The sequence below is a fragment of the Staphylococcus sp. AtHG25 genome (assembly GCF_003217445.1).
GTDB lineage: Bacteria > Bacillota > Bacilli > Staphylococcales > Staphylococcaceae > Staphylococcus > Staphylococcus haemolyticus.
This window is the reverse complement of the sequence record NZ_QJSN01000004.1, coordinates 85,690-99,610: the sequence shown is the minus strand read 5'-3', so window position 1 is coordinate 99,610 and position 13,921 is coordinate 85,690. Positions and strand designations below refer to the sequence as shown.

Sequence of the window (13,921 nt, the reverse complement as noted above, 5' to 3'; positions counted from 1 at the left end):
TAGTTATATTTAAATTATTTGAATAATATCTGTTTTGGGAGTGAGTGAAATGTTTAAATTTTTTCAAAATTTAGGGAGATCCTTAATGCTACCAGTAGCTGTTTTACCCGCTGGCGCAATAATCGTTGGAATTGGTAATTTGCTTAAAGCATTAAATATATTACCAACAGTGTCATTATTCTTCACTACGGTAGGGAATGCAATACTAGGCCAACTAGGGCTTATCTTTGCAATTGGCGTTGCGATTGGTATGGCAAAGAAAAATGATGGTGCAGTCGCATTAGCGAGTGCTTTGGGATTTGCACTGGTCGTTAAAGTATTATCTCCTGAGTTAGTAGCACCATTATTTAATATAAAAGAGAGTGCTGTAAACGACGGATTTAGTAAGATGGATAATTCAAATGTGTTTATTGGTATTATAATAGGACTAATTGCAGCATACTGTTATAACAAATTCAGTGATGTGGAATTACCTACAGCGTTATCATTCTTTAGTGGTAAGCGATTAGTTCCAATTATGACAGTATTCTATTGTACTTTTTTAATTGTGATTTTATTATTCGCATGGCCATTTATATATTCAGCTATAGTGGCATTTGGTGAATGGTTAGTTGGTTTTGGACCATTCGGTGCATTCCTATACGGCTTCTTTAACCGACTATTAATTCCTACTGGGCTTCACCATGCATTAAATGCTGTGTTCTGGTTTGATACAACAGGAATTAACGATATCGGTAAATTCCAAACTGGACAAGATGCAATCAAAGGTATTACTGGTCGATATCAAGCAGGGTTCTTCCCAATTATGATGTTTGGTATGCCAGCTGCAGCGTTGGCGATGTATCACACCGCTGAATCTGCTCAGAAAAAACAAGTATATGGTTGGTTTATAGCAAGTTCCATTTCTGCATTTATGGTTGGTGTAACTGAACCGATTGAATTTGCATTTATGTTTGTTGCACCGGTATTATTTGTAATCCATGCATTATTAACCGGTTTGTCATTATTTATAGCTGCACTATTTCATTGGACAGCAGGATTCTCATTTAGTGCAGGTTTAATTGATTACGCATTATCACTAATTAATCCAGTGGCTAATCATCCGTTAATGATTTTAGTTCAAGGCATTGTATTCTTCGTTTTATATTACTTTATCTTTAGATTTGTCATTAAAATCTTTAACCTCAACACAATTGGTCGTGGTGACAATTTATTAGCTGATCCAACTGCTAATACAACTGAGAAAGATGGGGCTGAAACTACAAGTAAAAGCAAATATCATCACACAGCAAGTCAAATCTTAGAAGGATTAGGTGATAGTGAAAATATTACTACATTGACCAATTGTGCTACTAGATTAAGAATGGAATTAAAGGATAATTCTATTATTGACGAACAAAAAATTAGAAATGCAGGAGCGGTTGGGGTAACCAAAAATGGTCAACACTCAGCACAAGTTATAATTGGCACTCATGTACAGCAGGTCGCAGATGAAATTGAAAAGCAAATGTAAAATTTATAATTTCATTTTTTAAATGTATTAAGACAGACAAAATATGTCTTACTGATTTGATAAGATATAACCATATTGATAAATATGTGTTGTTCAATTAGCTGATGAATTTTAGGAGGCTACCTAGAATTCATCAGTTTTTTATTATAGTTTTATTGACATTGAGATATAAGACGTTAAGATTATAAGTATCAGAATATTCAAAAATAATGGAGCGAAAAGTCATGAAATCAATTTTATTTGATGTAGACGGTGTATTCTTAAGTGAGGAACGTTGTTTCGATACGTCAGCTTTAACTATAGATGCGTTACTTAAAAGTGAACATTTTTTAGGTTTAGATAAATCATTTAAATTAAATACATTAAGTTACGAAACTATAAATAATATTCGCAGTAAAGTATTTAATAATGATATAATTCTTAATCGATTAAAATCAATGGGATTAAATTCAAATTGGGATATGTTATTTGTCGTTTTTTGCATACATTTTATCCATTTAATGAAGCAATTTACCTTTCAACAAATTAAAGACATTATAGAAGATAATCAATTTTCAGCTAGAAGTATTCAAGACATTCAGTCATTGATCAATAAAGATTTTAAAATCGATTATGAACTTCCTATGAATTTTATTAATCATAGTCAAGGTGGTAAAAATAATATTTATGCTGAGTTAGAACAATATGCTAAGAAAGAATTAAATGTTAATGATGCGCGTTTGTTTAAACTTAAAGGACCTCTATGGTTTGTTGCAAGAGATTTATACCAAGAATTATACTTGGGTTCTGAATTATTTGAACAAGTTGAAGAAAAGCCTTCTATTCTTGATGGCATTAATGGTTTTATTTATCACGAAACTGTTCTTAGACCTATTGAAGAGATAAAGTCATTACTTAAATCTCTTAAAGAGAGAGGTTATCATCTTGCAATAGCTACAGGTAGACCTAGAACTGAGACATTAGTTCCATTTGAATCTTTAGGTTTAAAAGCGTTCTTTTCAGATAATCACATTGTTACTGCAAGTGATGTTATGGAAGCTGAAAATGAATATCCTGAATTTATACCTCTAGGTAAGCCTAATCCTTTTTGCTATATAGCTACTCTATATGGAAATAACAAGGAGAATTATAAACAATTCATTACTCAACAAGATCAAATTGTAAATAAAGAAGATGTAATCATTGTTGGTGACTCACTGGCTGATTTATTCTGTGCTAAACAAATAGGTGCTACTTTTATAGGTACATTAACAGGATTAAAAGGGCAAGAGGCTCATAAAGAATTGAAGCATCATGAAGCAGATTATATTGTTGATCATATAGGTTTAATTAAAAGTATTTTATTGTAAGGTTAATTCACCATAAATTGATATTAAATCATTAGTATTAATACGCCCCTCAATGATGAAGTAAAATTCATCATTGAGGGGCATTATTATTTCAAGTAGTTATAGTAGTGAATCTTTAAAAAGATTAGTTATTTGACTGAAAGTGTAGTTCCATATATTTTATCGAAACCACCCACATCATATAGTTCATTGATAATATCCTCAGTAACAGGTTGATCAATTGATAATACCATCATCGCTTGGCCTCCTTGTACATTTCTGCCAAGTGACATTGATGCAATATTAATATTATGATTACCTAGTAGCTGACCAGTTAAACCGACCATACCAGGCTTGTCACCATGATAAGAAACAAGTTGGTAGGAATTAGGTTTAAAGTCAACAGAGTAATCATTAATACGTACAATACGAGCACCAAAGCCAGCTATGACAGTGGCACCAATTTTTACTTCTTCCGTATCACTAACTAAATGAACTTGAATATAATTACTAAAAGTACCTTGTGATGCTCTTTTTTCAACGTTACGTGTTACACCTTGTTCATTTAAAAGTGCAAAAGCATTAATGATATTAATACGATCTCCTAAATCCTGTTGCAAAATTTGTTTTACAATTGAGCGTGTAATTAAGTCAGTTTCTTGTTTAGCGACATCACCATTAAAAGTCACCTTGATTTCTCTTGGTGCACCTTCAATTAATTGAATTGCTAATTCACCAGATAACTCACCTATTTCAATCCATTGTTGTGTTATTTCATCTATATCATTGAAACTAATTTTTGGGGCATTGACTGCGTGCGTTACATTACCGTTTTCCAGTATATCTATAATTTCTTCTGACACTGATACTGCAACTTTCTCTTGAGCCTCAATAGTTGATGCACCTAAGTGTGGCGTAACAATGATTTTATCATGCTCAATTAATGGTGAATTGGTAGGGGGTTCATGTTCAAATACGTCTAATGCAGCACGTGCGATCTGATTGTTATTTAGTGCATTTAATAAATCATCTTCATTGATGATACCGCCTCTTGCGACGTTAATAATTTGCAATGTTGGCTTTGCTTTTGAAAAGAAATCAGCATTCACAATACCTCTTGTTTTAGGTGTTAATGGCGTATGAACTGTTACAAAATCAGCTTGTCTAGCTATTTCATCTATAGTAGCAAGTTTAACGCCTAATTGCTGTGCTTTATCTTCCGTAAGATAAGGGTCATAAGCTAACACTTTCATACCGAAACTTTGAAGTCGTTGTGCTACACCAATACCTATTCGTCCTGCACCTATGACACCTAATGTTTTGTGATAAAGTTCGACACCCTTAAATGCTTTTCTATTCCATTCCTTATTTTTTAAAGATGCATGCGCTTGAGGAATATTTCTAGCCATAGCTAAAATCATAGCTACTGAATGTTCAGTTGCAGAAATAGTATTACCATCAGGTGCATTAATAACTAAAATACCTTGGAGAGTAGCAGCATCAATATCAATATTGTCAACACCAACACCAGCACGAGCGATAACTTTCAATTTATTAGCCTTTTCAATGATTTGTTGAGTCACTTGCGTCTGACTACGAACAATTAAACCCTCGTAATTATCTATAATATCTAATAATGATTGTTCATCCAAATTAGTTTTAATATCGACGTTAAAATCAGAATGGTTTAATAAACTTTGTAATCCATCTGTTGAAATAGGGTCTGACACTAGAATATTATGCTTCACTATGAATCACCTCTGAAAATTTTGTTAAGCCTTTCCCAATATAATTCGTTTGACGGTAATCTGTAAGTATAATCTCTAAAGCACTTATAACTGAGAGCATATCGAAAGGTGAGACTTTACCCATATGTCCGATACGTAAAATCTTTCCTTTCAATTTACCTTGACCACCAGCAATTGTAATATTAAATCTTGTTTTTAAAGTTGATTTAATATGAGTTAATTCATCTTTGGATGTTGGTATGAACGATGTTACCGTTGGGGAAGCGAAATCATCTTCTACTAGAAGTTCCAAATCTAATGCATTTAAAGCTGATCTTAGACCGTCTCTAATAATATAGTGACGTTTGATGGTATTTTCAAACCCTTCAGAATGAATTAATTCGGCATAAGCGTTTACAGCTCTAAATAACCCGACATTTGGTGTAAAAGGAGTAGAATCTTGTTGAAGTGAGTCAAAGTATTTATTTAAATTTAAGTAAAAGCGTGGTGTAGTCACTTCCTTAAAACGTTTCAACGCACGATCATTAAAAGCAACGAATGCTAGTCCAGGTGGCAACATAATTGCTTTTTGACTTCCAGAAACTAACACATCTATGTTGTCACGTTCTAAATTAACATCTACAGCACCAATACAACTCACACCGTCTACAACAAAGTAGATATCTTGATCGAATGTTTTCAATGCTTTACCAAGTTCACCTACAGGATGTAGGACAGCTGTTGACGTTTCGCAGAATTGAGTAAATACAGCACTGATTTGATGATTTAAATTGTTAAGATATGTTATGAATTCTTTAACATCAATGGGTTGTCCCCATTCCACATTATATATGTATACATTTTCATAGTATGTTTCAGCAATTTGTTTAAAGCGTTTGCCAAAGGCGCCTGACACTATAACGACAAAATGATCATCAGGATTAACTATATTTAACATACTTGCTTCTAAGACACTAGTGCCACTTGATGTTAAAATCATAACTTCATTTTCTGTACCAAAAATGGGTTTTAAATTGTTAAATGCTTTTTTAGCTATAGATTCAAAATCTGGTGAACGGTGACCAACCATAGGTAAACCTAAAGCATGATTGATTTCCTTTGGAACTGGAGTAGGTCCTGGTGTTAATAAAAGTGGTTCATAATAATTCATTAAATTTCCTCCCACGGTATAAGATTTAATCATTTTACCAAATATTCTGATAATTTAAAAGAGCAATCACCATGTTTATATGAGATTCATGGTGAAACTAGCGCAATTTTAACAATTATTGAATTGACGCTTGAATTTTAATTTCTACATTATTACGTATAGAATTCGAAATCATACAATTATTATCGGCTATTTCTAATAATTTAGGAAGTCGTTTCTCAAGACTTTCTTTGTGTTCTGCAGTCACTGAAATTTTAGGATAATGTGTTATTGTTGCCATTTTAAACTTACCATTCTCGAATAGGGCAGTACCCACTGAATCATTTATCAGATCGATGTCGGTAAATTTTGCTCTTTCTAATGTTGCTGCCAATGAGATGATATAACAAGACGATGCTGCTGATACTAATAATTCATCAGGATTTGTACCTACTCCATTACCACCAAGCGGTGCAGGTATAGAAATTTGTTCGGAAATAATGTCTCCATTAACAGTTCCAACTTCTTCTCTTCCACCACGCCATTTTGTTTGTACTTTAAAATCATGCTTAACCATTTATGTTTAACCTCCACTTATAATATGGTAATTTAAGTGTAGTTTAAAGTGTGACATAATTAAAGAAAGGTGACTTTTATGAAAATTAATAAACCTAATCAAGCATTTCAAATAGTTGCTCATCGTGGTTTATCGAATCAATTTCCAGAAAATACTCTTGTTGGTTTTAAGGCGGCTTTAATGCAACATGTTGATATGTTAGAAATAGATGTACATTTCAGCAAAGACAATCATTTAGTTGTTATACATGATGACACTATTAATCGAACTTCAAATGGTGAAGGAAAAGTAAAAGACTATACACTTGAAGAATTGTTAACATTTGATTTTGGAGTAAAACATGATAAATCCTTTCAAAATACTAAGATTTCGACATTTGAAGAGGTGTTATCCTTAATTAAAAATTTTTCAAAAAAGTTACTTATTGAGATTAAAGTTCCACATCAATATCCCGGAATAGAAACAGCTGTATTGAATGCTTTAGAAATATATAAAGTTCCTAAACATAAGGCAATCATTCAATCTTTTGATGAAGATTGTGTGAAACGTTTAAACTCAATGGATAGTGAGTATCAATTGGGGTTGCTTATTAGTAGAAAGAAATATTGGTATAAATCTCCAAACTTTGAAGAAATATCTGATTATGCAAATTTTATTAATCCTAATTACAAATTAGTTAATTCTAAATTTATAAAAAATGCACATAGTCAATCATTGAAGGTTATTCCATATACTGTGAATAAACCGAAAGATGTTAAAAAACTTATCAATCTTGGCGTAGATGGCATTATTTCTGATCTACCAGAGGATATCTTTAGAATATAAAATCACTTTGATCATCTATGAATAAAAAACCACCCATTCTATAAGGAAGGGTGGTTGTTCATTATCATGAACTTATCTTGAGTAGTACTCAACGATTAATTGTTCATTAATTTCAGCTGGTAATTCGCTACGTTCAGGGAAGCGTACGAAAGTACCTTTTAAGCTATCTGCATCAAAGTCTAAGTATTCTGGTACGAAATTATTAATTTCAACAGATTCTTTGATGATGTCTAAGTTTTGTGATTTTTCACGTACAGTGATAACTTGACCAGGTTTTAATGAATATGATGGAATATCAACACGACGACCATCAACTTCAACGTGACCGTGACCAACTAATTGACGTGCTTGACGACGAGTACGAGCTAAACCTAATGAATAAACAACTGCGTCTAAACGACTAGCTAATAAAATCATGAAGTTTTCACCATGTACACCGTGTTGTTTACCAGCGATGTCAAATGTGTTACGGAATTGTCTTTCAGTCATTCCATATAAATAACGTAATTTTTGTTTTTCACGTAATTGTAAACCATATTCTGATAATTTTTTACGTTGGTTTGGACCGTGTTGTCCTGGTGCGTAAGGACGTTTTTCTAATTCTTTACCAGTACCGCTTAATGAGATACCTAAACGACGAGATTTTTTCCAGTTTGAACCTCTGAATCGAGCCATATTAAGACTCCTCCTTTTTCTTTTTTGTTGTTATGAATAAACAAAAAAGAGTGTTGCATGCCCAATAGGATATGTTGTTTTATGTGTCTTCACCTTATAGCGTCAGTTACGCGACACGTCCTCATCGGGAACAACATAGAGCTCATTGATATGCAACTGCTATTTTCGTTAATTCACACAGAGTTCATTGTAACAGTATTTTACAAAGTGTCAATACTTTTTAGTTATTTAGTTAGCTGTTTTTCAAGAACTTTGACAATAACTTCTAAACCTTCCTTGTCTTCATTAGTAAATCGATCTGTGATAGGTGCATCAATATCTAGAACCCCAATTATTTCATCATTGACATGAATTGGAATAACTATTTCTGATTTACTGTTTGCATCGCAAGCAATGTGTCCTGGGAACGCGTGTACATCTTTAACTAACTGAGTTTTATCTTCTGCAACTGCAGTACCACAGACACCTTTGCCAATTGCAATATGAACGCAAGCTGGATGACCTTGAAAGGGTCCAAGAATAAGTTCTTCATTTTCAATAAGATAAAAACCAACCCAATTAATTTGATCTAAATTATCATTTAATATAGCTGATGTATTGCTTAGAATTGCGATAAGGTTCTGTTCGTCTTCGATTAAACTTTGAAGCTGTTTCGTTAATAAATTATAATTTGTTTCTTTTATTATTGGCATATGCTTACCTCATTTTGTTATTTTTAATAAATTATAAATGGAAAAATTTATTCTATCAATTCATTCATTTACTAGTTTAATGAAAGCGGTATTTGCGTTATAATAATGATAACATAGGAGGAGAATGAGATGGTTTTATACACAATATTAGCAATAATTATCATTGTTTTAATCATTGTAGGAATCATGTTTTATTTACGTTCTAACAAACGAAAAATTGTTGAAGAAGCTGAAGAACGTAAGTTAAAAGTTCAAAGATTACCTTTTGAAGAAAATTTAAAACAACTTTCTGAATTAAATTTAAAAGGGGAAACTAGAACAAAATATGATGCCTTTAAGAGAGACACCTTAGACTATACAAATAACTATTTAGCACCCGTAGAGGAAAAAATCCACGATGCTGAAATTCAACTTGATAAGTTTCAATTTTCTGGAGCTCAAAGTGATATTGACGATGCACATGAATTAATGGATAAATATGAAGCTGGGTATCAACAACAAGTTGAAGATGTTAATGAAATTGTATCTTTACATAAGGAAAATGAACAAGTTTATGAAAAGTGCAAGACTAATTATCGAGAAATGAAGCGTGATGTGTTAGCTAACAGACATCAGTTCGGCGATGCAGCTTCACCACTTGAAAAAAGAATTGAATCATTTGAGCCAGAACTTGTACAGTATGAAGAACTTAAAGAAGAAGGTAATTACGTTCAAGCACATAACCACATTATGGGTCTAAATGAATCTATGAATGAAGTCCAAAAGTATATGGATGAAATTCCAGAATTAATTAGAGAAGCTCAAAAAGAACTACCTGGGCAATTTCAAGATTTAAAATATGGTTGTCGTGACTTAAAGATGAACGGTTATGATCTAGATCACGTTAAAATCGATGGTACGCTACAAAGCTTAAAGACAGAGTTGAATTTTGTAGAACCTATGATCAGTCGTCTTGAGTTAGATAATGCAAACGATAAACTTGAACAAATTAATGATAAGCTTGATGAAATGTATGATTTGATTGAGCATGAAGTTAAAGCTAAAAATGAAGTGGAAGAAACTAAAGAACAAATTACTGATGAATTGTTCAAAGCACGAGAGATGAATTACACATTACGTACAGAAATTGACTATATTCGTGAAAATTATTTCATTAATGAAAGCGATGTTCATAGCATTAGACAACATGAGAACGAAATTCAAAATTTAGTAGCAGTATATGATGAAATTCTTAAAGAAATGGCTAAATCTGCTGTACGTTACAGCGAAGTTAAAGACAACTTAGAATATTTAGACGATCACGTTAAAGTAATTAATGAGAACCAAGAAAAATTACAAAATCATCTTATTCAATTGAGAGAGGATGAAGCTGAGGCAGAAGATAATCTGTTAAGAATTCAATCTAAAAAAGAAGAAGTTTATCGCCGACTTTTAGCTTCAAATTTAACAAGTGTACCTGAAAGATTCATTATTATGAAAAATGAAATTGACCATGAAGTTCGTGAAACTAATGATCAATTTAGTGAACGTCCAATTCACGTTAAACAACTTAAAGATAAAGTTGCCAAAATTGTTATTCAAATGAATACTTTTGAAGATGAAGCAAATGATGTATTGGTGAATGCCGTATACGCAGAACGTTTAATTCAATATGGTAACCGTTATCGTAAAGATCATAATAATGTAGATAAGAGTTTAAACGAAGCAGAACGCTTGTTTAAAAATAATCGTTACAAACGATCAATTGAAATTTCAGAACAAGCACTTGAAAGTGTAGAACCTGGAATTACTAAATATATTGAAGATGAGGTAGCCAAAGGTTAATTTCGCTTGTCATATTGACAATAAACATTTATAACTTTGGTAAGTAATAAATGTTAGGTTAAAGCAAATAAATAGTAGTCTATTTTGAGGTGGGACAATGAATTCGTAATGAATTCTGTCCCATCTTTTTTGATTTATTTAAACTTATATAAAGTTATTGAAATTAAGGGGGGTTACTCAAATTCGGAACGCTTAATAAATAATGCTAAATAAGTTTTCAACTCAAAATCATTTAATTTGAGTCCGACGCCTTTTATTTTTATTTAAAAATAGTATAATGCTTTAGTATCTATTTTTGAATAATATGTCTATAAACGATAAATTTACAAAGGGTAAATAATTTAATAGTGAATGAAAGAGAGTGTTTTAAGTGATCTATTTTGATAATGCAGCCACTACTAAGCCTCATAAAGATGTACTCGATTCATTTAATAAAGTAAATGAAACTGTTTATTTCAATCCAAATAGTCCTCACAAGTGGGGCTTGCAAGCGGAGAAGGTGCTTCTACAAGCAAAGGAACGTATATCTTCAATGTTATCTATAGGACAAAATACAGATGTTATTTTCACAAGTGGTGCCACTGAATCGAATAATATAGCTTTAAAAGGTATTGCTTATCGTAAAAAGCAATTTGCAAATGAAATTATTACTTCCGTTTTAGAACATCCATCCGTCTTAGAAGTGATGAGATATTTAGAAGAAGATGGGTTTGTCTTAAAATATGTTGATGTTAATGCGAATGGTCGTGTTGATATTGAACATTTAGCTTCATTGATGAATGATAAGGTCGGCCTTGTTTCTTGTATGTATGTGAATAATATTATGGGACAAATTCAACCTATTGATGAAATAGTGAACATATTAAAAGAATATCCTAAAGCACATTTACACGTTGATGCAGTTCAAGCTTTGGGAAAGGTAACAATGAACCTTGAAGGTGTTAATAGTGTAAGCTTTAGTGGCCATAAATTTAATGGACTTAAAGGACAAGGTCTCCTATTAATTGACAATAAAGATAAATTAGAGCCTATTGTTCATGGCGGAGGACAAGAATACGGCGTAAGAAGTGGAACAGTGAACTTGCCAATGAATGTGTCACTAGTGAAAGCAATAACTTTAGCAATGGATAATTTAAATGAACGTAATCAACGATTAAGTGATTATAACCATGAATTACGTGAATTTTTAAAAGAGTTTAGAGGTGTATATATCAATTCTCCTATGGATTGTGCACCGCAAATATTAAATATTGCGTTTCCAGGTGTGAAAGGTGAGGTCTTAGTTAATGCATTTTCTAAATTGGATATCATGGTTTCAACTACAAGCGCTTGCTCATCTAAAAGAGGGAAACTAAATGAAGTTTTAATGTCAATGGGACTTCCGGATAATAAAATTGAAGGAAGTATTAGATTATCCTTAGGAGATATGACTACTCAAGAAGATATTGATCAATTTAAAGTGAAATTTGGAACAATATACAAAGAAATTAAGGAGCTGTTAAAGTAAATGGAGTTTGATCATTTATTAGTTAGATATGGTGAACTGACTTTAAAAGGAACAAATCGGAAAAAGTTTGTAAATGCTTTGAAAGATAACGTTATTAAGTCTTTACAAACTATAGAAGGAACGCATGTTAAAGGTAAGAGAGATAGAATGTATATCTCATTAACTGAAAAAGCGGATGCACAAGAGGTAATCAATCGCTTAACTAAAATATTTGGTATTAAATCTATTAGTCCTGTTCATAAAACATCTCAAGAATTAGATGAAATAAAAAAATTATGTGTTGATTTAGCTCAAGATTTTAAACCGGGAGAGACATTCAAAATTGATGTTAAACGTGTAGATAAGTCATTTCCAATGGACACATATGCTTTACAACGTGAACTTGGAGGTGCGATTTTACAAGCAACTGAAGATATATCGGTTGATGTGAAACAACCGGATTATAACGTAAGAGTTGAAGTAAGAATGGATGGTGTGTATGTATTCACACAAATTTATGAAGGTGCTGGTGGTTTACCAGTTGGCACTGGCGGTAAAACACTCTTAATGTTGTCAGGAGGCATAGACTCTCCAGTAGCTGGAATGGAAATTATGAAACGTGGTGTTTATATAGAAGCGATTCATTTCCATAGTCCACCTTTCACTAGTGAAAAAGCTAAAGACAAAGTGATTGAACTTACACGTATCCTCTCTGAAAGAGTGGGGCCAATAAAATTGCATATAGTGCCATTTACAGAATTACAAAAACAAATAAATAAAGTAGTTCATCCTAGATACACAATGACATCTACACGTCGCATGATGTTACGTGTAGCGGATATTGTATTAGAAAAAGTTGGGGCTAATGCGATTGTTAACGGTGAAAATTTAGGACAAGTGGCAAGTCAAACATTAAAGAGTATGTACGCAATTAATGATGTGACTTCTACTCCGATTTTAAGACCACTTGTTTCGCTTGATAAGGAAGATATTGTCAAGAAAGCACGAGAGATTGGTACATTTGATGTTTCGATTCAACCTTATGAAGACTGTTGTACTATTTTCACTCCTAAAAATCCTGTAACTGAACCAGATTTTGATAAAGTAATTAAATATGAAAGTGTATTTAACTTCGATGAAATGGTTCAACGTGCAGCAGATAATATTGAAACATTAACGATTAACAAAGATTATAAAAGCGAAAAAGACCAAAACACTGATGCATTAATTGATGAGTTATTCTAAAATGGAGTAATCAAGTATTAAAAACAAAGGGGATATGCATCATGGAGATAACGCTAAATATTATATTGATTATTATAGCATTTGGATTTTTAGCTGCTTTTATCGATGCAGTAGTAGGTGGTGGGGGCCTAATTTCAACACCAGCTCTATTAGCTATAGGAATGCCACCTTCATTGGCCATTGGTACTAACAAATTAGCCAGTTCATTTGGATCGCTTACAAGTGCAATTAAGTTTATACGTTCAGGCAAAGTAGATTTAAATATTGTACTTAAGTTATTTCCATTTGTGTTTATATTTGCAGCAGGCGGTGCTAGTTTAGCTACTATGTTGCCTGCACAAGTTTTAATGCCTTTAATTATCATTATATTGAGCCTTGTACTGATATATACAATTACGAAAAAAGATTGGGGAAATGTGCGCACATTTTCTAAGCTAACAATTGGTAAAGCTGTCATTTTTGTATCTTTAATGTTAATGATTGGCTTTTATGATGGTTTCTTAGGTGGAGGCACTGGCTCTTTTATGTTATTTGTTTTGCTTATGTTTGGATTTGATTTTTTAAGTGCAGCAGGTAATGCGAAAGTCTTAAACTTTGCTTCTAATTTAGGTGCATTAGTTCTGTTTATTATCTTAGGTCAGGTTGATTTTGTGTATGGCTTAATTATGGCTGTAAGTATGATAATTGGTTCATATGTAGGTGCACAATTTGCCATAAGTAATGGTGTTGGTTATGTAAAGATACTTTTTATCATCGTTACAACAGTTCTAATATTGAAAAACACATATGACTACATTTTACAACTACTTCAACATTAGATATGATTTAGTTTTAAATGATTGATTTAAGTTTTACGACTGTCGTATGATAGCAATATAA

At 32.3% G+C, this 13,921-nt stretch carries 12 protein-coding genes; 7 read left to right on the top strand and 5 right to left on the bottom strand.

What is annotated here, in order from left to right; all coding sequences use genetic code 11:
- Nucleotides 1-49 precede the first annotated feature (49 nt).
- Together nagE and BDW31_RS04630 are read left to right on the top strand one after the other, a co-directional pair.
- Entirely contained in the window at nt 50-1,513 is a 1,464-nt protein-coding gene (nagE, locus tag BDW31_RS04635; protein WP_110709229.1) for an N-acetylglucosamine-specific PTS transporter subunit IIBC, read from the top strand.
- A 224-nt stretch (nt 1,514-1,737) separates the two neighbouring features.
- A complete protein-coding gene (locus BDW31_RS04630; protein ID WP_085060172.1) occupies nt 1,738-2,862 on the top strand; it encodes an HAD family hydrolase in 1,125 nt (374 codons plus the stop codon).
- 128 nt (nt 2,863-2,990) lie between these two features.
- On the opposite strand, the gene serA is transcribed toward BDW31_RS04630, so the two are convergent.
- From serA to BDW31_RS04615, 3 genes are all read right to left on the bottom strand, one after another.
- Entirely contained in the window at nt 2,991-4,589 is a 1,599-nt protein-coding gene (gene serA / locus BDW31_RS04625) for a phosphoglycerate dehydrogenase (protein ID WP_110709227.1), read from the bottom strand.
- Entirely contained in the window at nt 4,579-5,739 is a 1,161-nt protein-coding gene (locus BDW31_RS04620) for a pyridoxal-phosphate-dependent aminotransferase family protein (RefSeq protein ID WP_037551050.1), read from the bottom strand. Before BDW31_RS04620 ends, serA begins: the two co-directional genes overlap by 11 nt.
- Before the next feature lie 115 nt (nt 5,740-5,854).
- Nucleotides 5,855-6,295 (bottom strand): OsmC family protein, encoded by a 441-nt coding sequence (locus BDW31_RS04615; protein ID WP_037551049.1) that lies wholly within the window; start codon nt 6,293-6,295, stop codon nt 5,855-5,857.
- A 78-nt stretch (nt 6,296-6,373) separates the two neighbouring features.
- Between BDW31_RS04615 and BDW31_RS04610 the strand changes: the two genes are divergently transcribed.
- Nucleotides 6,374-7,120 carry a glycerophosphodiester phosphodiesterase gene (locus BDW31_RS04610; protein ID WP_037551048.1) on the top strand — a complete coding sequence of 249 codons (747 nt, stop codon included), beginning with the start codon at nt 6,374-6,376 and terminating at the stop codon, nt 7,118-7,120.
- Between the two features lie 72 nt (nt 7,121-7,192).
- Here BDW31_RS04610 and rpsD read toward each other — a convergent pair whose 3' ends face one another.
- Nucleotides 7,193-7,795, bottom strand: coding sequence for a 30S ribosomal protein S4 (rpsD, locus tag BDW31_RS04605; protein ID WP_011275505.1), 603 nt, complete (start codon nt 7,793-7,795; stop codon nt 7,193-7,195).
- A 224-nt stretch (nt 7,796-8,019) separates the two neighbouring features.
- Nucleotides 8,020-8,487 carry a GAF domain-containing protein gene (locus tag BDW31_RS04595; RefSeq protein WP_053024774.1) on the bottom strand — a complete coding sequence of 156 codons (468 nt, stop codon included), beginning with the start codon at nt 8,485-8,487 and terminating at the stop codon, nt 8,020-8,022.
- Nucleotides 8,488-8,616: 129 nt separating this feature from the next.
- On the opposite strand from BDW31_RS04595, the gene ezrA reads away from it, so the two are divergent.
- The 4 genes from ezrA (at nt 8,617) to BDW31_RS04575 (ending at nt 13,860) form a co-directional block, all read left to right on the top strand.
- The gene (gene ezrA, locus BDW31_RS04590) at nt 8,617-10,311 is read left to right on the top strand and encodes a septation ring formation regulator EzrA (RefSeq protein WP_037551046.1); all 1,695 of its coding nucleotides are present in this window, start codon (nt 8,617-8,619) and stop codon (nt 10,309-10,311) included.
- Between the two features lie 370 nt (nt 10,312-10,681).
- A complete protein-coding gene (locus tag BDW31_RS04585; protein WP_085060167.1) occupies nt 10,682-11,818 on the top strand; it encodes a cysteine desulfurase family protein in 1,137 nt (378 codons plus the stop codon).
- A complete protein-coding gene (gene thiI / locus BDW31_RS04580) occupies nt 11,819-13,042 on the top strand; it encodes a tRNA uracil 4-sulfurtransferase ThiI (protein ID WP_037551044.1) in 1,224 nt (407 codons plus the stop codon).
- 41 nt (nt 13,043-13,083) lie between these two features.
- A complete protein-coding gene (locus tag BDW31_RS04575) occupies nt 13,084-13,860 on the top strand; it encodes a sulfite exporter TauE/SafE family protein (RefSeq protein WP_037551043.1) in 777 nt (258 codons plus the stop codon).
- The last annotated feature ends 61 nt before the right edge of the window (nt 13,861-13,921 follow it).

Coding starts and splice junctions, on each gene's coding strand:
- rpsD (WP_011275505.1), bottom strand. CDS start 7,795: ATGGCTCGATTCAGAGGTTCAAACTGGAAAAAATCTCGTCGTTTAGGT.
- nagE (WP_110709229.1), top strand. CDS start 50: ATGTTTAAATTTTTTCAAAATTTAGGGAGATCCTTAATGCTACCAGTA.
- BDW31_RS04595 (WP_053024774.1), bottom strand. CDS start 8,487: ATGCCAATAATAAAAGAAACAAATTATAATTTATTAACGAAACAGCTT.
- BDW31_RS04610 (WP_037551048.1), top strand. CDS start 6,374: ATGAAAATTAATAAACCTAATCAAGCATTTCAAATAGTTGCTCATCGT.
- BDW31_RS04630 (WP_085060172.1), top strand. CDS start 1,738: ATGAAATCAATTTTATTTGATGTAGACGGTGTATTCTTAAGTGAGGAA.
- ezrA (WP_037551046.1), top strand. CDS start 8,617: ATGGTTTTATACACAATATTAGCAATAATTATCATTGTTTTAATCATT.
- thiI (WP_037551044.1), top strand. CDS start 11,819: ATGGAGTTTGATCATTTATTAGTTAGATATGGTGAACTGACTTTAAAA.
- BDW31_RS04620 (WP_037551050.1), bottom strand. CDS start 5,739: ATGAATTATTATGAACCACTTTTATTAACACCAGGACCTACTCCAGTT.
- BDW31_RS04575 (WP_037551043.1), top strand. CDS start 13,084: ATGGAGATAACGCTAAATATTATATTGATTATTATAGCATTTGGATTT.
- BDW31_RS04615 (WP_037551049.1), bottom strand. CDS start 6,295: ATGGTTAAGCATGATTTTAAAGTACAAACAAAATGGCGTGGTGGAAGA.